The organism is Starkeya sp. ORNL1, from assembly GCF_012971745.1.
GTDB lineage: Bacteria > Pseudomonadota > Alphaproteobacteria > Rhizobiales > Xanthobacteraceae > Ancylobacter.
The window spans coordinates 1,312,082-1,328,586 of the sequence record NZ_CP048834.1 but is presented as its reverse complement, the minus strand read 5'-3'; the positions used below and the strand labels follow the sequence as shown (position 1 = coordinate 1,328,586).

Below are 16,505 nucleotides of genomic sequence, written 5' to 3'. Positions count from 1 at the left end.
GACGTTGCGCCTATAACCACGTCATCCTGAGGTGCGAGCGCAGCGAGCCTCGAAGGATGCCCGCACCGAGCGACATCACTCCGGAAGCTTGAACTCCAGGAACTTCCGCGCCGGGAAATTGTAGAGCCTGCCGGTCTCTTCGAAGCTCGGCAGGCAGAGTGCGAGGATGGCCTGAGCGGTTTCTTCGGGGGGCGGGAGCACCTCGGGATCTTCTCCCGGATAGGCCTTGGCGCGCATGCGGGTGCGGGTCGGGCCGGGATTGAACAGGTTCACCTTCAGGTTCGACAGATTCTCGGTTTCCGCCGCCCAGGTGCGCGCCAGCATTTCCACCGCGACCTTGGTGACGGCGTAGGGGCCCCAATAGGCTCGCGCCTTGTGCGCGGCGCTGGACGAGATGAGCACCGCGCGCCCGGCGGTCGAGAGCCGCAGCAGCGGATCGAGCGAGCGGATGAAGCGCCAGTTCGCGGTGAGGTTCACGGTGAGCGTGTCCGCCCATTCCTTCGGGTCGATCTGCGCCAGCGGCGTCATCGGGCCGAGCACGCCGGCATTGCCGACGAACACGTCGAGCCGGCCGAACCGCTCATAGAGCGCGCCGCCGAGACGGTCGATGCCGTCGCCATCCTTCAGGTCGAGCGGCACCAGCGTCGCCGTCGAGCCGGCATGCCGGATCTCGTCGTCCAGTTCCTCCAGCGCGCCCGACGTGCGGCCGATGGCGATGACGTGCGCGCCGGCCTGGGCAAGGGCGAGGGCGGTCGCCCGCCCGATGCCGCGCGTCGCGCCGGTCACGAGGGCATAGCGGCCGGCGAGCGGTCCGTCTGTCATGTCGGGGATTCCTGAAATATGCGGTCAGGCGTCGTCGGTGATGACCACCGAAGGCGCGGAGCGCGTTGCCGGACCATGATAAACCGCCTCGATATTATTGCCCTCGGGATCGAGGACGAAGGCGGCATAATATCCGGGATGGTACTCGCGCAAGCCCGGTCCGCCATTGTCGCGCCCGCCATTGGCGATCGCGGCCTGATGGAAGCGCTGCACGGCATCCTCGTCGCGGGCCTGGAAGGCGATATGGGCGCGCCCGGTCATCGGCACGCCGGCGCTGACGAAGAACTCGTCGCAGAAGAAATAGCCGGTGCCGTCGGTCAGCGGCACGCCGAGCGCTTCGAACACCGCGCCATAGAAGCGCCGGCAGGCGGGCAGGTCGGCGACGACGATCTGGATATGGTCGATCAACCGGCCGCGATGCCATTGATTGAGTTCGACCATGCCGTCCCCCCAAGCTTTCTTCAGGCGCCGGTCGGTGCCGGCATGTTCGGTCTGCCTCTCAGCTGGCTTCGGCCAGCAGCGAGAGCTGGCGCGGCGCCATCTCGCCCCTGAGGTCGGTGAGCGGCGTCGGATATTCGCCGGTGAAGCAATGGTCGGTGAATTGCGGCTGCGCCGGATTGCGGCCCTCATAGCCCATGGCGCGGTAGACGCCGTCAATGGAGAGGAAGGCGAGGCTGTCGGCGCCGATATAGCGGCGCATGCCTTCCACATCGAGGCTGGCGGCCAGCAGCTTGTCGCGGTCCGGGGTGTCGATGCCGTAGAAGTCCGGATGGGTGATGGGCGGCGAGGAGATGCGGAAATGCACCTCGCGGGCACCGGCCTCGCGCATCATGCGGACGATTTTGACGGATGTCGTCCCACGAACCAGGCTGTCGTCGAGCAGCACGATGCTCTTGCCCTCGACCACCGAGCGGTTGGCCGAATGCTTCATCCGCACACCCTGGTCGCGCACCGACTGGGTCGGCTGGATGAAGGTGCGGCCGACATAATGGTTGCGGATGATGCCGAGCTCATAGGGGATGCCGGAAGCCTGGGCATAGCCGATCGCGGCGGGCACGCCGGAATCCGGCACCGGCACCACCACATCGGCCAGCGCAGGCGATTCCAGCGCCAGCTGCTGGCCGAGCGTCTTGCGCACCTGATAGACGCTGCGCCCGCCGACGATGGAATCCGGCCGGGCGAAATAGATGTATTCGAAGATGTCCGGGCGCGGCGACACGACGGGGAAGGGGCGCAGCGTCTCCACCTTGTCGGAGGAGAACACGATCACTTCGCCGGGTTCGATGTCCCGCACGTGGCGCGCACCAATTATGTCGAGCGCGCAGGTCTCGGAGGTGAGGATCGGGTGGCCGTCGAGCTCGCCGAGCACCAGCGGGCGAATGCCGAGCGGGTCGCGGGCGCCGACCAGCTTCTTGTTGGTGAGGCCGACAAAGGCATAGGCGCCTTCAAGCGTGCGCAGCGCGTCGATGAAGCGATCAGTGAAGCGCGCCCGTTTGGAGCGCGCCACCAGATGCAGCATCACTTCGGTGTCGGAGGTCGACTGGCAGATGGCGCCGTCGCGAATGATCTGGCGGCGCAGCGTCAGGCCATTGGTGAGGTTGCCATTGTGGGCAATGGCGAAGCCGCCGCCGTCGAGTTCGGCGAACAGCGGCTGCACGTTGCGCAGTATGGTTTCGCCGGTGGTGGAATAGCGCACATGGCCAACCGCGACCTCGCCCGGCAGGCGCTTGATCGCCTCGCCGTCGGAGAAGGCGTCGCCGACCAGGCCCAGCCGGCGTTCCGAATGGAAGCGGCGGCCGTCATAGGTGACGATGCCGGCGGCTTCCTGGCCGCGATGCTGGAGCGCGTGGAGGCCGAGTGCGGTGATGGCGGCAGCGTCGGGATGGCCATAGATGCCGAACACGCCGCATTCTTCGCGCAGCCGGTCGGCATTGGGGTCGAAGGGCTCGAAATCCGCGACCGTCGCGCCTGCGCCGTCACCGCCAGATGCCATGATGGATCTCCTCAAGCGCGGATTGGGACCGCGCGCGCTCCGTTCCTGCCACTGCAACGAAAAACCGCCGAAACGATGTCCGTTCCGGCGATCCCTCCGCAATTACTGTGCCGGCGGCGCGGGCTGCTGCGGAGCGACAGGCTCCGGCGGCGGCTCGGTGGCCTCCTGGTCGGTATCCTTCGGCCCGCGAATTTCGCGGATCAGCTTCTCAGGATCATCCGGCAAAACGGAGATGAGCCAGTCACCGGCGCTTTGCAAGACCACCTTGGAGCGAGCGTCGCGAATCCACTCGGGTTGTCCCTGTTCGTTCTGGGCCAGCCAGTTGAAGAACAGGAAGGCTACAACCATAATGAGGAATCCGCGCGCCAGCCCGAACAGGAAGCCGAGCGTGCGGTCCAGCGCGCCGATGCGGCTGTCGAGAATGGCGTCGGAAATCCTGACCGTGATGATCGAGACGATCAGCAGCGTCAGCAGGAACACGCCGCCGATCGACACCGCCATGGCAAGGGTGTCCTGCGAAATATACTGCTTCGCGTAGGGCAGCGCGTGGGGATAGGCATAGAGCGTTACCACCGCCGCGATCACCCAGGACGCGATGGCGAAGATCTCCCGCATGAAGCCGCGCACCATAGCGAGCAGCCCGGAGACCAGCATGACGGCGAGGAGAATTATATCGAGCAGCGTCAAGGATTTGGCACCGTGACCGAAGCGCGTTCCGCCGGAGGAACAGGAGAATCGGCACCGGTAGAACCGGCCCGACCGGGAGCGCGCGAGGTATAGCGCGGCCGCGCGTCCGCGTCATCCGTCTTGTGGCACCGCACGCGGCCGTTTCGGGGCATTTGCCGCAATATCCGCCACCAGTTCGCCCAGGGAGGCGACACGAGAGGTGGCGATGGCGGTGTCCGGCGCCTCGCGGCCGCCATTCTCGCGCGCGGCGGGCGAGGGGATGACGGCGCGGGAGAAGCCGAGCTTCACCGCCTCCTTCAGCCGCGCCGGGGCGTGCGAGACCGGGCGCACCGCGCCAGTCAGGCTGATCTCGCCGAAATAGACCGCGTCCGCCGGCAGCGCCGCGCCGCTGAGCGAGGAGACCAGCGCCGCCGCCACCGCCAGGTCCGCCGCCGGTTCCGAGATGCGGAAGCCGCCCGCGACATTGAGGTGCACGTCGTGGCCCCCTAACTTCACGCCGCAGCGCGCCTCCAGCACGGCGAGCACCATGGAGAGCCGGTTATTGTCCCAGCCGACCACGGCGCGGCGCGGCGTGCCGAGGCTGGTCGGCACCACCAGCGCCTGGATCTCCACCAGCACCGGGCGCGTGCCCTCCATGCCGGCATAGACCGCAGTGCCCGGCGCGCCGCGGTCGCGATTGGAGAGAAAGAGTTCGGACGGGTTGGCCACCTCGGCGAGGCCGAGCCCGGTCATCTCGAATACGCCGATCTCGTCGGTCGGTCCAAAGCGGTTCTTCTGCGCGCGCAGGATGCGGAACTGGTGGGCGCCGTCGCCCTCGAAGGAGAGCACGGCATCCACCATGTGCTCGACCACGCGCGGGCCGGCGATCTGGCCGTCCTTGGTGACGTGGCCGACCAGCACCACGCTGGCGCCGGCGCGCTTGGCGTAGCGGATCAGGATCTGCGCCGAGGAGCGCACCTGCGTCACCGTGCCGGGCGCGGATTCCGCCGTCTCGGTCCACATGGTCTGGATCGAATCGACCACCAAGAGCGTCGGCGCCTTGCCGGAGGCGAGCGTGGCGACGATGTCCTCGACATTGGTCTCGGCGGCGAGCTCCACCGGCGCGCTGGTGAGGCCGAGACGGTCGGCGCGCATGCGCACCTGCGCCACCGCTTCTTCGCCGGAGACATAGATGACACGGTGGCCGCCATTCGCCAGCGCGGCGGCGGCCTGCATCAGCAGCGTCGACTTGCCGATGCCGGGATCGCCGCCCATCAGCAGCACCGAGCCCGGCACCAGCCCGCCGCCGGTGACGCGGTCGAACTCGGCAATGCCGACCTTGGCGCGCGGCGCCTCCTCGCTGGTGCCCGTGAGGCTTTCCAGCGGGAACACGCGGCCCTTGCGGGAGGTGCGCTGGGCGATCGGGGTTGCGTCGGTTGCCGCCTGTTCCTCGGCGATGGAGTTCCAGGCGCCGCAGGAATCGCATTTGCCCTGCCAGCGCAGATAGGTGGCGCCGCAATTCTGGCAGACGAAGCTGGAGGTACGCTTCGCCATCAGCCGATGCGCCGGTGATAGCGCCGGCCGAGCGAGGTCAGGATCTCATAGCCGATGGTCTCGCCATGGCGCGCCAGCTCGTCGACGCCGATTTGCCTGCCGAGCAGCGTCGCGAGGTCGCCGGCCTTCACCGCATCCTCCGGCAGGGCAGTGATGTCGAGCGCCATCAGGTCCATCGAGATGCGCCCGATCAGCGGGCAGCGCCGGCCGGCGATGATGGCCTCGGCGCCTCCGCGCGTGTCCGAGGAGCCGGCGAGGCGGGGAATGCCGTCGGCATAGCCGGCAGCGAGGATGGCGATGCGCATGGGCTCGCTTGCGGTAGCGGCGGCGCCATAGCCGATGGTCTCGCCCGCATGGACGTCGCGTACTTGGCTGACGCGCAATTCGAGCGTCACCACCGGGCGCAGCGGCGCCATGTCGGCGCGCGAGCGCCCGCCATAGAGCGCGATACCCGGCCGCACCAGGTCGAAATGGAAATCGGGTCCGCTCAGGCAGCCGGCGGAATTGGCGAGCGAGGCCGGCACTCCGGGGAAAAGCGCGGCGATAGCGCGGAAGTCTTCCAGCTGGCGCACGGTGAGCGGATGGCCCGGCTCGTCGGCGCAGGCGAGATGGCTCATCAGCAGAGCGAGTTCGAAGCCGATCTCCTCGCGGGTCTCGGCCAGTCCCACCGCTTCGCTCGGCGCGAGGCCGAGCCGGTTCATCCCGGTGTCGACATGCAGGGCGGCGGGAAGCCTGTTGCCGATCCTGGCGCAGAACGCGGTCCAGAGCGCAATCTCGGGCAGGCTGCCGAGCACCGGGCGCAGGCGGGAGTCGCGATAGGTCTCCTCGGTGCCCGCGAACAGGCCATTCAGCACATAGATCGTCGCGGCCGGCAGCACGGCGCGCAGCCGCTTTCCTTCCGAGAGCAGGGCGACGAAGAGGGTACGGGCGCCGGCATCCCACAGCGCCTGCGCCGAGGTCTCGAGCCCGGTGCCATAGGCGTCGCCCTTCACCACGGCGGCGCACTCGGCCGGCGCCACGCGGCCGGCAAGGTCGCGCCAGTTCGCGGCCAAGGCGCCGAGATCGACGGTGAGGATGCCGCCAGCTTCGGCCTGCGGAATGGCAGCGCGATCGATACCGCTCATGAATGCGGCACCGGCAGCCGGTCATCGCGGGCGAGCGAGGAGAAGCGGGTGAATTGCGGCTCGAACGCCACCCTCACGGTGCCGGTCGGGCCGTGGCGCTGCTTGCCGATGATGACTTCAGCGGTGTTCTGCACCGCCTTCAGATCGGTGTCCCACTTGAACCATTCCTCGGTGCCTTCCTTCGGCTCCTTGCCCTTCAGATAATATTCCTCGCGGAACACGAACATCACGACGTCGGCGTCCTGCTCGATCGAGCCGGATTCACGCAGGTCCGAAAGCTGCGGGCGCTTGTCGTCGCGGCTCTCGACCTGACGCGAGAGCTGGGACAGCGCCATGATCGGCACGGCGAGTTCCTTGGCCAGCGCCTTGAGGCCGGTGGTGATCTCGGTGATTTCCTGCACGCGCCCTTCCGAGGCCCGCTTGGAGGAGCCGGTGAGCAGCTGGAGATAGTCCACCACCATGAAGTCGAGCCCGCGCTGGCGCTTCAGCCGCCGCGCCCGGGCGCGCAGCTGGGCGATCGAGATGCCGCCGGTGTCGTCGATATAGAGCGGAACGGTCTGCATCATCTGCGCGCCGGCGGCCAGCTTGTCGAAATCGGATTCCGAGATATCGCCGCGGCGGATTTTGTAGGAGGGGATTTCGGTCTGCTCGGCGAGGATACGGGTGGCGAGCTGTTCGGCCGACATTTCCAGCGAGAAGAAGCCGCAAATGCCGCCATCGACCGCACGCACCGAGCCGTCCGGCAAGGTCTCGCCGCGATACGCGGCGGCGACATTGTAGGCGATGTTGGTGGCGAGCGCGGTCTTGCCCATGCCGGGGCGGCCGGCGAGGATGATCAGGTCCGACGACTGCAGGCCGCCCATGATGGCGTCGAGGTCGTCGAGCCCGGTGGCGAGACCGGAGAGGTGGCCGTCGCGCTGGAAGGCGCGGCTCGCCATGTCGACGGCTTCCTTCAGCGCGTCGGTGAAGCGCAGGAAGCCGCCATCGTAGCGCCCGGTCTCGGCCAGCTCGTAGAGCCGCTTCTCCGCTTCCTCGATCTGGCCCTGTGGCGTCGCGTCGATCGGCGCCTCATAGGCCTCGTTGACGATCTCCTCGCCGATCGCGATCAGGTCGCGGCGCACCGAGAGGTCGTAGATGGTGCGGCCATAATCCTCGGCATTGATGATGGTGGTGGCTTCGGCGGCGAGGCGCGCGAGATATTGCGGCGCGCTCATGCCGCCGACGTCGAAGTCCGCCGGCATGAAGGTCTTCAGCGTGACGGGAGTGGCCACCTTGCCGGCGCGAATCAGCGCGGCCGCGGTCTCGTAGATGCGCACATGGATCGGCTCGAAGTAGTGCCGCGGCTCCAGGAAGTCCGACACCCGGTAGAACGCCTCGTTATTGACGAGGATGGCGCCCAACAGCGCCTGCTCGGCCTCCACATTGTGGGGCGCGGTGCGGTAGCTGGGTTCGGACGCCGCCGTGGGGCGGGCGGGGGAGTCGAGCATTTCGTTCCAGATCTTCCGTGTTCGCGGTGCTTGTCCACCTCAACAGCTAACCCTCCGCGAGCGTCGAGTCTCACGCGATTCGGGCGGCGTTATTTTGTCCTGTGGAGCGGCTGTGGACAGCGAAATCGCGCTTGACCGTGACGTGGGGTGAGTCGGTGTCCGACTCATATGTATGTCTTCATCCCGGCCGTCGGCGAAGTCGGAGAGCCGGGATCGCGTGAAGGTAGAGAACGTCACGCGATCCCGGATATTGCCTGCGGCAATTCGGGGATGACGGATCGTGGGAAGGGGGTCACTCCCCTGCCAGCCGCAGGCCGGGCCGGTTGCGGTTCTCGGCGGCGCGCAGGCGCGTCTCGGCATGCGGGATATAGTCCCGCGTCATCGGCACCACGCCCTCGCGCCTGGCGAGCTGCACCTGGAACACCATCATGCCCTGGTGGCGGAACGCCATCTCGGAGGCGGCGAGATAGAACTCCCAGAGCCGGCAGAAACGCTCGTCATAGAGCCGCTCGGCCTCCTCGCGGTGCGCCATGAAGCGCTCGCGCCAGGCTTTCAGCGTCTCGGCATAATGCAGGCGCAGGATCTCGATGTCGGTGACGTAGAGCCCCGCTTTCTCGATCGCCGGCAGCACCTCGGACAGTGCCGGGATGTAGCCGCCCGGGAAGATGTAGCGGGCGATCCAGGGATTGGTGATGCCCGGTCCTTCCGAGCGGCCAATGGAATGGATCAGCGCGACGCCGTCGTCCTTCATCAACTCGGCGACACGGGCGAAATAGGTGTCGTAATGGCCGACGCCGACATGCTCGAACATGCCGACCGAGACGATGCGGTCGAACGTGCCCGGTGTCTTGCGATAGTCCTGAAGGCGGAACTCGGCGCGCCCATCCAGCCCGCGCTCCTGCGCGCGGCACTGGGCGATGCCGAGTTGCTCCTCGGAGAGCGTGATGCCGGTGACCCTGGCTCCCGCATTCTCCGCCATATAGAGCCCGAGCCCGCCCCAGCCGCAGCCAATGTCGAGCAGTTCGAGATCGGCCCGGTCGAGCAGCAGCTTGGCGGCGATGTGGCGGCGCTTGGCGAGCTGGGCGTCGTCCAGCGTCTGGCCCGGGCGCTCGAAATAGGCGCAGCTATATTGCCGGTCTGCATCGAGGAAGAGTGAATAGAGCCGCCCATCCAGGTCGTAATGATGCGCGACATTGCGCCGGGAGCGGTCCGGAGGGTTGAACTGGGCCAGGCGTCGCAGCAGATAGCGTAGCCCCAGCAATGCTTTGGCTGGGACAACCGGCGGCTTCAGCCCGACTTGCGACATCAACAGTGCCAGCACGCCGGCAATGTCGCCGCGCTCCACCACGACGCCGCCTTCGGTAAAGGCTTCGCCGAATTTCAGCTCCGGATCGAGCGCGATTGCGCGTTGCCACTTTTCCGAATTGAAGCGTATGGCGAGCGGTGGGCCGGAACCGTCGCCGAAGCGGCGGGCCTCGCCCGAGGCGAGGGTGACGATCAGGTCGCCGGTGCGAACCACCTTCGACAAGGCGCGAGCAAGCAACCGTTCCATCGGCCGCCTCCCTGGAATACCAGCGGCCGGTAATCAGAACCGCCTGCCCACTGAAGGGGCATGTTTCCCTTTGATGAAGATAATTGCATCATAATATTCGAGGCGTAGCAATGATGCCGTCGCATACCTGAATCGCAAAAAAGCCCGGCCGAGACCGGCCGGGCTACGCAATTCGACGTATGACGTTAGGTCAGTATCCGCGAAGGCGTCAGGACTGGGCTTCGTCGGCCTCGTCAGCCGCCTCGGAGGCCGCTTCCGCCTGAGCCTCGAGCGTCTCCTCGTCCTCATCCTCGTCGTCGCGATTGACCGAGAGGTCCTCGCCACGCGACTGGCGCACCGCCTCTTCGACGCTGCGGGCGACGTTGGCCTTCACCGAGACCTCGACTTCCGGGTGCAGCGTGACCGGCACCGCATGCAGGCCGATGGTCTTGATCGGGTGGTTCAGCACGATCTGGGTGCGGGTCACGGTGAAGCCGGCGGCGGTCAGCGCATCGGCGATGTCGCGGGTCGACACCGAGCCATAGAGCTGGCCGGTTTCGCCGGCCTGGCGCACCAGCGTCACTTCCGTGCCGTTGAGCTTCTCGCCGACCTTCGAGGCTTCCGACTTGAGTTCGAGGTTGCGGGCCTCGAGCTGCGACTTCATCGAGTCGAAGCGCTCCTTGTTGGCCTTGGTGGCGCGCAGCGCCTTGCCGGCCGGGAGCAGGAAATTGCGGGCGAACCCGTCCTTCACACGCACGGTCTCGCCCATCTGGCCGAGCTTGGCGACGCGTTCTAGCAGAATGACTTCCATCTCAGTTCTCCGTTTCTTGTCTGTGTCGTGATCGTCTCTAGGAATTCAATTCAAAGGTCGTTGGCGGCCGGCGGGCTGCCGGGCGGCCGGCGGTTGCGCATCCGCGCCCGCAGATCGAGGAAGAGGTCGGCGACACCCAGCATCGCCAGCACCGCGAACGGCCAGCCGAGCACCAAAGCGGCGAGCCATACGGTGGCAATGACGAGCGTGCGCCCGGCCGCGCCGCGGGTGGTGGCATGCACCACCGCGAGCCCGGCGAAGGCGAAGGCCATGATCAGTGTCGCCGACAGCGTCTCGGCGATCAGGCCGACAAAGCCGCTCATCAGCGCGGCAATGCCGATGGCGGCGCCGAACAGCACGATGGCGCCGCGCGGCAAGGTAAGGGAGGCGAGATCCGGCCAGGGCCGCATCAGCCGGCCCGAGGTGCGGGCGACCCGCCCGGCGAGCCAGAGATTGCCGAGCTGGGTCACCATGGTCAGCACCGCCGCGGCCGGCGGCATCACCAGCACCAGGAAGTCGGTGAGCCGGTCGGCGTCGGGCGGCAATTCGCCGGCGCGCTCCTGCAGCATGCTGGTCATCAGCGATTTCAGCGCCGCCTGATAGGCCTCGACATCGCCGGCGACCAGCGGGATCAGGGCTGCGACGGCGAGCGAGCCGAGAATGGCAGCTGCGAGCACCAGGCGCCCGACCGGGAACCATTCGAGTTCGCCCGAGGTCGGATTGGGCCGCGCCATCAGCGTGAGATAGGCGAGCGCATAGGCCGGGAGGCCGACGCCGGCCACATAGGCGACCAGCAACTCCACGCCGAACAGCACTCCGAGGCCCACCGCCGCTGCCGAGGCGGCGATCAGCGCGGACATTTGCGACCAGCCGAGGCCGACAATGAGCACGGGCAGGGGGGCGAGATAGAACAGCGGCACAGACAGCGCGCTACCCGTCGCAACCGTGGCGACGAGGAGGGCGGATGCCGCGCCGGCACCCAGCGCTATGAGGAGCGTCTGTATCATTCGACCAGCTGTCCCGCTTTCGAGCGGTTAGAGGCGGATCATGTCCGCCCCAGCCAAGGCCCGCGGGACCATTCCCGAAGACCTGTCGTTATCTGTCTGGCGTCCCCGGCACCCGGCCGGGGACGGAAGTCAGGTCCGGCTCAGCGGATCACGAAGGGCAGCAGGCCGAGGAAGCGCGCGCGCTTGATCGCGGCGGCCAGCTCGCGCTGCTTCTTGGCGGAGACCGCCGTGATGCGGCTCGGCACGATCTTGCCGCGCTCGGAGATGTAGCGCTGCAGCAGGCGCACGTCCTTGTAGTCGATCTTCGGCGCATTGGCGCCGGAGAACGGGCAGGTCTTGCGACGGCGGAAGAAGGGGCGGCGAGCGCCGCTGGAAGCGGGAGCGCCGCTGGTACCACTGAAAGCCATCACTCACTCTCCCCGCTGCTGGCCGGAGCCGCCTCTTCACGGTCACGACGCGGCGGACGATCGTCACGGTCGCCGCCGAAGCTGCGTCCACCGCCGCCACCACCGCCGCCGAAGCCGCGATCACCACCGCCGAAGCCACGGCCACCGCCGCCGCCGAAGCCGCGGTCGCCGCCGAAGCCGCGATCACCGAAGCCGCGATCGCCGCGATCGTCACGGTCGCGCTTCTGCAGCATGACCGACTGGCCTTCCTCGAGTTCCTCGACCCGGATGGTCAGGACGCGCAGGACGTCTTCGTCGATACGCATCTGGCGCTCCATCTCGGCGACGGCCGGAGCCGGGGCGTCGATGTTGAGCAGCGAGAAATGCGCCTTGCGATTCTTGCGGATGCGGTAGGTGAGCGTCTTCACGCCCCAGTATTCAGTCTTGCTGACCGTGCCGCCATTGGCCTCGATCACACCCTTGTAGCGGGTGGTCATCTCTTCGACCTGCTGCGCCGTGACGTCCTGGCGCGCAAGGAAGACGTGCTCGTAAAGAGCCATGTTCCTAGCCTTTCCATGGTATCCGGCATCCGTCATCGGATGCGGCCGTCATCCCGGCGGCGAGCCCTTCGAGCCTCGTGGAAAGGCTCGAAACCATCTCGAAGGCGGGGACACGGGACGGCGGCTTTTGTCAGGGAGCCTGTCGTGCGAATAAGCACGACCGTCCGTTCAGCCCCCGGCCGGGACTGACAGTGGGCGCGCTTATACGGCAAAAGCCGGCAAAAGCAAGGTGCGTGGCCTACAAGTTCGGCTTCGCCACCATCAGCCAGACGATGCCGATCACCGCGGCGAAGGCCGGGAAGCCGCACGCGAACCAGAGCCGGAACAGCCAATGATACTCCGCCGGCAGATCCTTCCTCGCCGCGGCAGCGGCGCGGGCGAGGTTGCGCATGCGCCATTGCATCCACACCACCGGCAGCCAGAACAGGCCAGTGACCACATAGAGCAGCAAGCTGAGGCCTATCCAGCCTTCGAAGAGTGGCCAGCCGGCGATGTTCGCCAGGGCCGCTCCTGTGATCGGCTGGAGGATCACCGCCGACGCGGTGAATATGGTGTCGGCGATGACGACGATACCGGCGACATGGGCGATGATCCGCGCATCGCCGGTACGGTGCGCCATCAGCATGAAGAAGGCGATGCCGGCGCCGGTGCCGAGCAGCATGGTGGCGCCGATCACATGCAGCGTCTTCAGCGCGAGATAGAGTTCCATCAGCGCTCATCCATGACCGCGAGGGCGGCGAGCGCCAGTACCATCCCAGGAACCACCTTGAGCAGCGGGCCGAGCGGATCCGCCCACAGGTCCGGCCGCGCCAGCGTGCCACCGAGCAGATAGAGCACTGACACCGCGATCATGCCCTTCAGTGCCGTCGGCGCGGTGCGGCGGAAGGCGGCGAGGGCGCCGAGCGCGATATCGACGAGCGAGCCCGCCACCACCGCGCCGATGGCGAGGATTGCCGGCCAGCCGGCGCGCTCCAGCACCGCGGCGGCAGCCGGGACGGTGGCGAGCCCGATCAGTCCGGACAGCAGCCAGAACAGCACGAGCGCCAGCAGCGCCAGCGGCTTGATGAAATAGAGCCGCGCGAACCAGCGCTCCTGCACGCTTGACGGCGATTGCGCCAGCATCTGCGAGAGTGAGGCCGGCCGGAAGCCGAACGCGCGCTCGCACGCCGCCCCATCGCCGGTGACGCCCATGCCGAGCTGGGCGAGCGTGGTGCTGCGGATCGGCGGGCGCCAGCCGAGCACGGCGAGCGCGTCGCCCGCCTTGGCAGCGAGGCCGGCGAGCCGGGTTGGGATGGCAATCACCTTCGCCGGTGGAAAGCCGAGCCAGCCGCGCAGCGCGGTGACGATCTCGGCCAGCCGGGTCGGCGCCTCATGGAGCAGGTCGACAGAAATCCGCGCCGGGGAGGGCGGCGACAGCGCGCGCAAAATTGCCTCCGTGACATCATGCACGCTGATGACCTGCGCGATGCGCTCCGGATGCACGGTGGGAATGAACCAGGGGAACCCCGCCAGCCCGCGCAGCAGCGCGGTGCCGCCATAGGCCGCGGGCGCCAGCACCAGCCCAGGCCGCAGTATCACCCAGTCGAGGTCGAGCGGCTTCAACAGCTCTTCCATTCGCTGCTTGGTGGTGTTGAAGGCGGTAGGCCGCCCGGCCGCAACCGAGGCCGCCGAGACATGGACCACTCGGCGGATGCCCAAGCCGGCACAGGCGCGATAGAGCGCCAGCGGGCCGTCCACATGCACCGCGGCGATATCGTCCCGCGGGCTCGCCTGGAGCGCGCCGGCGCAGTTCACTACCGCGTGGATGCCGGCAAGGTGCCGGTGCCAGTCCTCCGGCTGCCGCAACTTCGCCAGATCAGCCGCGACCCAGCGCAGATGCGGCATACGGCGCACTGCCGCGTCGATGTCCCGGCCGGCACCCACCACCTCGTACCCGGCCGCATGAAGGTGCGCCGCGACATGCGAGCCGATCAGCCCATAAGCGCCGAGGACAAGGATGCGCATCTGTCTGTCTCGCTCCGGCGCCGCGGAGCCCTAAAGCCCCATCCGCTCGGACATAATCGTCCGGTCGGCAGGATAATGCTCTGGATTCAATATGCTGGAGCGCGTCCGAGACACAAAAGTCCGCAAATGACGCACAACATGCATTAGCGTAAGGGGGACGTGTTTGCGAGCGGCTTGCCAAAACCACCCTGCGCTTGACAGGCCGGCCCTGCCGGTGTTCCTCCCCGCCCCAATTCCTTAATAGTTCGGAAACATCGCTTCATGAGCACCGCCTTCATCTTCCCCGGACAGGGCAGCCAGGCCGTCGGCATGGGCAAATCGCTCGCTGAGGCCTATCCCGCCGCCCGCGCGGTGTTCGAGGAAGTGGACGAGGCGCTCGGTCAGAAGCTGTCCTCCATCATGTGGGATGGGCCGATCGAGACGCTGACTCTGACCGCCAACACCCAGCCGGCGCTGATGGCACACTCGCTCGCCGCCATTCGCGCGCTGGAAGCCGAAGCCGGGCTCGACCTCTCCCGCGACGCCGGCTTCGTCGCCGGCCATTCGCTCGGCGAATATTCCGCGCTCGCCGCCGCCGGCAGCCTGACCATCGCCGATGCCGCGCGCCTCTTGCGCCTGCGCGGCATCGCCATGCAGTCGGCGGTGCCGGTCGGCGCCGGCGCCATGGCAGCGATCCTCGGGCTCGACTTCGACAAGGTGGTCGCGGTCGCTGCCGAGGCGGCGCAGGGCGAGGTCTGCGACATCGCCAATGACAATGCGCCCGGACAGGTCGTGGTCTCCGGCGATGCCGCCGCGGTCGCCCGCGCCTGCGAGATCGCCAAGCGCGAAGGCGCGATGCGCGCCATTCCGCTCACCGTCTCAGCGCCCTTCCATTGCCGCCTGATCGCTTCCGCCGCCGAGGCGATGCGCGCGGCGCTGGCCGGTGTGTCGCTCAAGGCCCCGGTGGTGCCGGTGGTGGCAAACGTCACCGCCGCGCCGGTGACCCAGCCGGACGAGATCCGCGCGCTGCTGGTGAAGCAGGTTACCGGCACCGTGCGCTGGCGCGAGTCGGTCGTCTATATGGCCGGGCAGGGCGTCGATCGCCTCGTCGAGGTCGGCACCGGCAAGGTGCTCGCCGGCCTCGCCAAGCGCATCGCCCGCGAGGTGGCGAGCGTGAACGTCGCCGAGCCGGCGGACGTCGCCGCCCTCGCGAGCGCCCGCCAACCCGCCTGAACTCCACGTCTGCACTTCGGCGTCCGACTCTGGCACCTGAATCCTGGGGGAACCTCATGTTCGATCTGACCGGCAAGACCGCGCTCGTCACCGGCGCCACCGGCGGCATTGGCGGCTCCATCGCCCGCGCCTTCCATGCCCAGGGCGCGACCGTCGCGGTCTCCGGCACCCGTCGCGAGGTGCTGGAGCAACTCGCCGGTGAACTCGGCGAGCGCGTCCATGTGCTGCCGTGCGATCTCTCCTCGACGGAAGAAGTCGAGGCGCTGGTGCCGCAGGCCGAGGCGGCGTTCGGCCCGCTCGACATCCTCGTCAACAATGCCGGCGTCACCCGCGACGGGCTGTTCATCCGCCTGCGCGACGAGGACTGGGACACCGTCATCGCCATCAACCTGACCGCCGGCTTCCGCCTGACGCGGGCGGCGGCGAAGTCCATGATGCGCCGGCGCACCGGCCGCATCATCGGCATCACCTCGGTGGTCGGCGTCACCGGCAATGCCGGGCAGGGCAATTATGCCGCGGCCAAGGCCGGCATGATCGGCATGTCCAAGGCGCTCGCCAAGGAAGTCGCGGCGCGCGGCGTCACCGTGAACTGCATCGCCCCCGGCTTCATCGCGACGCCGATGACCGACGTGCTGAACGACAAGCAGAAGGAAGCGATCCTGGCCGCGGTTCCGGCCGCCCGGCTCGGTGCGCCGCAGGACATTGCCGCCGCGGCAGTCTACCTTGCTTCGCAGGAGGCGAGCTACGTCACCGGCCAGACGCTGCACGTCAATGGCGGGATGGCCATGATCTGACGTAGAATCGAGTGATTCCGGCTGGTTCGGCGCCGCTGGCGGGCGCTGGTTTTGCCGGATGAAGTGTGCTAACAGCCGCCTCGGCTCACAGGGTCCGGACACCGCCACCGCACGGCGGACAAGTCCGGCAAGTCCTGTAATCGGGGCAGGAAAACGGGCCGCCCACCGTGCTTACGGCGTGGTGGCGTACATTGAAACAACGTAGCAAACCTCCGGATACGGACAGGGGTGAACCGATGAGCGATATTGCCGAGCGCGTGAAGAAGATTGTGGCCGAGCACCTCGGTGTCGAGCCGGAGAAGGTCACCGAGAATGCCAGCTTCATCGACGATCTCGGCGCGGACAGCCTCGACACGGTCGAGCTGGTGATGGCTTTCGAGGAAGCTTTCAACTGTGAGATCCCCGACGACGCTGCCGAGACCATCCTCACTGTCGGCGACGCCATCAAGTTCCTTGAGAAGAACGCGGCCTGAGGTCGTTCCCCGGCATGGCCGCGGCGGACCTTCCTCCGCGGCCTCCCTGCCCATGATATTTGAGTGCCCCGGAGATAACGC

The 16,505-nt window shown here is 67.5% G+C and carries 17 protein-coding genes; 3 read left to right on the top strand and 14 right to left on the bottom strand.

The annotated features are described in order from the left end of the window. Positions 1 to 75: 75 nt before the first annotated feature. From G3545_RS06475 to G3545_RS06410, 14 genes are all read right to left on the bottom strand, one after another. Entirely contained in the window at positions 76 to 822 is a 747-nt protein-coding gene (locus G3545_RS06475; RefSeq protein ID WP_170010931.1) for an SDR family NAD(P)-dependent oxidoreductase, read from the bottom strand. Between the two features lie 24 nt (positions 823 to 846). Then, the gene (locus G3545_RS06470) at positions 847 to 1,263 is read right to left on the bottom strand and encodes a VOC family protein (protein ID WP_170010929.1); all 417 of its coding nucleotides are present in this window, start codon (positions 1,261 to 1,263) and stop codon (positions 847 to 849) included. Positions 1,264 to 1,321: 58 nt separating this feature from the next. Beyond that, positions 1,322 to 2,815 carry an amidophosphoribosyltransferase gene (purF, locus tag G3545_RS06465; RefSeq protein WP_170010927.1) on the bottom strand — a complete coding sequence of 498 codons (1,494 nt, stop codon included), beginning with the start codon at positions 2,813 to 2,815 and terminating at the stop codon, positions 1,322 to 1,324. A 102-nt stretch (positions 2,816 to 2,917) separates the two neighbouring features. Further along, the gene (locus tag G3545_RS06460; protein ID WP_170010925.1) at positions 2,918 to 3,502 is read right to left on the bottom strand and encodes a CvpA family protein; all 585 of its coding nucleotides are present in this window, start codon (positions 3,500 to 3,502) and stop codon (positions 2,918 to 2,920) included. Positions 3,503 to 3,613: 111 nt separating this feature from the next. Beyond that, the gene (radA, locus tag G3545_RS06455; RefSeq protein WP_170010923.1) at positions 3,614 to 5,035 is read right to left on the bottom strand and encodes a DNA repair protein RadA; all 1,422 of its coding nucleotides are present in this window, start codon (positions 5,033 to 5,035) and stop codon (positions 3,614 to 3,616) included. Then, the gene (gene alr / locus G3545_RS06450) at positions 5,035 to 6,159 is read right to left on the bottom strand and encodes an alanine racemase (RefSeq protein WP_170010921.1); all 1,125 of its coding nucleotides are present in this window, start codon (positions 6,157 to 6,159) and stop codon (positions 5,035 to 5,037) included. The genes radA and alr overlap by 1 nt, the downstream gene beginning before the upstream one ends. Beyond that, the gene (locus G3545_RS06445) at positions 6,156 to 7,646 is read right to left on the bottom strand and encodes a replicative DNA helicase (RefSeq protein ID WP_170010919.1); all 1,491 of its coding nucleotides are present in this window, start codon (positions 7,644 to 7,646) and stop codon (positions 6,156 to 6,158) included. The genes alr and G3545_RS06445 overlap by 4 nt, the downstream gene beginning before the upstream one ends. A gap of 292 nt (positions 7,647 to 7,938) precedes the next feature. Then, positions 7,939 to 9,198 carry a cyclopropane-fatty-acyl-phospholipid synthase family protein gene (locus G3545_RS06440; RefSeq protein WP_170010917.1) on the bottom strand — a complete coding sequence of 420 codons (1,260 nt, stop codon included), beginning with the start codon at positions 9,196 to 9,198 and terminating at the stop codon, positions 7,939 to 7,941. A 208-nt stretch (positions 9,199 to 9,406) separates the two neighbouring features. Further along, the gene (gene rplI / locus G3545_RS06435; protein WP_170010915.1) at positions 9,407 to 9,988 is read right to left on the bottom strand and encodes a 50S ribosomal protein L9; all 582 of its coding nucleotides are present in this window, start codon (positions 9,986 to 9,988) and stop codon (positions 9,407 to 9,409) included. Positions 9,989 to 10,038: 50 nt separating this feature from the next. Further along, on the bottom strand, positions 10,039 to 10,995 hold the full coding sequence (locus tag G3545_RS06430; protein WP_170010913.1) for a DUF2232 domain-containing protein: 957 nt from the start codon (positions 10,993 to 10,995) through the stop codon (positions 10,039 to 10,041). Between the two features lie 140 nt (positions 10,996 to 11,135). Then, complete coding sequence (gene rpsR / locus G3545_RS06425) at positions 11,136 to 11,402, bottom strand: 30S ribosomal protein S18 (RefSeq protein ID WP_170010911.1); 267 nt, start codon at positions 11,400 to 11,402, stop codon at positions 11,136 to 11,138. Further along, entirely contained in the window at positions 11,402 to 11,941 is a 540-nt protein-coding gene (rpsF, locus tag G3545_RS06420) for a 30S ribosomal protein S6 (protein ID WP_170010909.1), read from the bottom strand. The genes rpsR and rpsF overlap by 1 nt, the downstream gene beginning before the upstream one ends. A 238-nt stretch (positions 11,942 to 12,179) precedes the next feature. Continuing rightward, positions 12,180 to 12,653 carry a DUF2269 domain-containing protein gene (locus tag G3545_RS06415; protein WP_170017939.1) on the bottom strand — a complete coding sequence of 158 codons (474 nt, stop codon included), beginning with the start codon at positions 12,651 to 12,653 and terminating at the stop codon, positions 12,180 to 12,182. Beyond that, a complete protein-coding gene (locus tag G3545_RS06410; protein WP_170010907.1) occupies positions 12,650 to 13,945 on the bottom strand; it encodes an SDR family oxidoreductase in 1,296 nt (431 codons plus the stop codon). Before G3545_RS06410 ends, G3545_RS06415 begins: the two co-directional genes overlap by 4 nt. A gap of 261 nt (positions 13,946 to 14,206) precedes the next feature. Here G3545_RS06410 and fabD point away from each other — a divergent pair, with 261 nt between their 5' ends. From fabD to G3545_RS06395, 3 genes are all read left to right on the top strand, one after another. Then, on the top strand, positions 14,207 to 15,157 hold the full coding sequence (fabD, locus tag G3545_RS06405) for an ACP S-malonyltransferase (RefSeq protein ID WP_170010905.1): 951 nt from the start codon (positions 14,207 to 14,209) through the stop codon (positions 15,155 to 15,157). A gap of 56 nt (positions 15,158 to 15,213) precedes the next feature. After that, entirely contained in the window at positions 15,214 to 15,951 is a 738-nt protein-coding gene (fabG, locus tag G3545_RS06400) for a 3-oxoacyl-[acyl-carrier-protein] reductase (protein ID WP_170010903.1), read from the top strand. 236 nt (positions 15,952 to 16,187) lie between these two features. Then, positions 16,188 to 16,424 (top strand): acyl carrier protein, encoded by a 237-nt coding sequence (locus G3545_RS06395; protein ID WP_013165911.1) that lies wholly within the window; start codon positions 16,188 to 16,190, stop codon positions 16,422 to 16,424. The last annotated feature ends 81 nt before the right edge of the window (positions 16,425 to 16,505 follow it).

Excerpts from the sequence above, each read along its gene's own strand:
- G3545_RS06475 (WP_170010931.1), bottom strand. The coding sequence starts at position 822 with ATGACAGACGGACCGCTCGCCGGCCGCTATGCCCTCGTGACCGGCGCG.
- G3545_RS06470 (WP_170010929.1), bottom strand. The coding sequence starts at position 1,263 with ATGGTCGAACTCAATCAATGGCATCGCGGCCGGTTGATCGACCATATC.
- purF (WP_170010927.1), bottom strand. The coding sequence starts at position 2,815 with ATGGCATCTGGCGGTGACGGCGCAGGCGCGACGGTCGCGGATTTCGAG.
- radA (WP_170010923.1), bottom strand. The coding sequence starts at position 5,035 with ATGGCGAAGCGTACCTCCAGCTTCGTCTGCCAGAATTGCGGCGCCACC.
- alr (WP_170010921.1), bottom strand. The coding sequence starts at position 6,159 with ATGAGCGGTATCGATCGCGCTGCCATTCCGCAGGCCGAAGCTGGCGGC.
- G3545_RS06445 (WP_170010919.1), bottom strand. The coding sequence starts at position 7,646 with ATGCTCGACTCCCCCGCCCGCCCCACGGCGGCGTCCGAACCCAGCTAC.
- G3545_RS06440 (WP_170010917.1), bottom strand. The coding sequence starts at position 9,198 with ATGGAACGGTTGCTTGCTCGCGCCTTGTCGAAGGTGGTTCGCACCGGC.
- rplI (WP_170010915.1), bottom strand. The coding sequence starts at position 9,988 with ATGGAAGTCATTCTGCTAGAACGCGTCGCCAAGCTCGGCCAGATGGGC.
- G3545_RS06430 (WP_170010913.1), bottom strand. The coding sequence starts at position 10,995 with ATGATACAGACGCTCCTCATAGCGCTGGGTGCCGGCGCGGCATCCGCC.
- rpsR (WP_170010911.1), bottom strand. The coding sequence starts at position 11,402 with ATGGCTTTCAGTGGTACCAGCGGCGCTCCCGCTTCCAGCGGCGCTCGC.
- rpsF (WP_170010909.1), bottom strand. The coding sequence starts at position 11,941 with ATGGCTCTTTACGAGCACGTCTTCCTTGCGCGCCAGGACGTCACGGCG.
- G3545_RS06410 (WP_170010907.1), bottom strand. The coding sequence starts at position 13,945 with ATGCGCATCCTTGTCCTCGGCGCTTATGGGCTGATCGGCTCGCATGTC.
- fabD (WP_170010905.1), top strand. The coding sequence starts at position 14,207 with ATGAGCACCGCCTTCATCTTCCCCGGACAGGGCAGCCAGGCCGTCGGC.
- fabG (WP_170010903.1), top strand. The coding sequence starts at position 15,214 with ATGTTCGATCTGACCGGCAAGACCGCGCTCGTCACCGGCGCCACCGGC.
- G3545_RS06395 (WP_013165911.1), top strand. The coding sequence starts at position 16,188 with ATGAGCGATATTGCCGAGCGCGTGAAGAAGATTGTGGCCGAGCACCTC.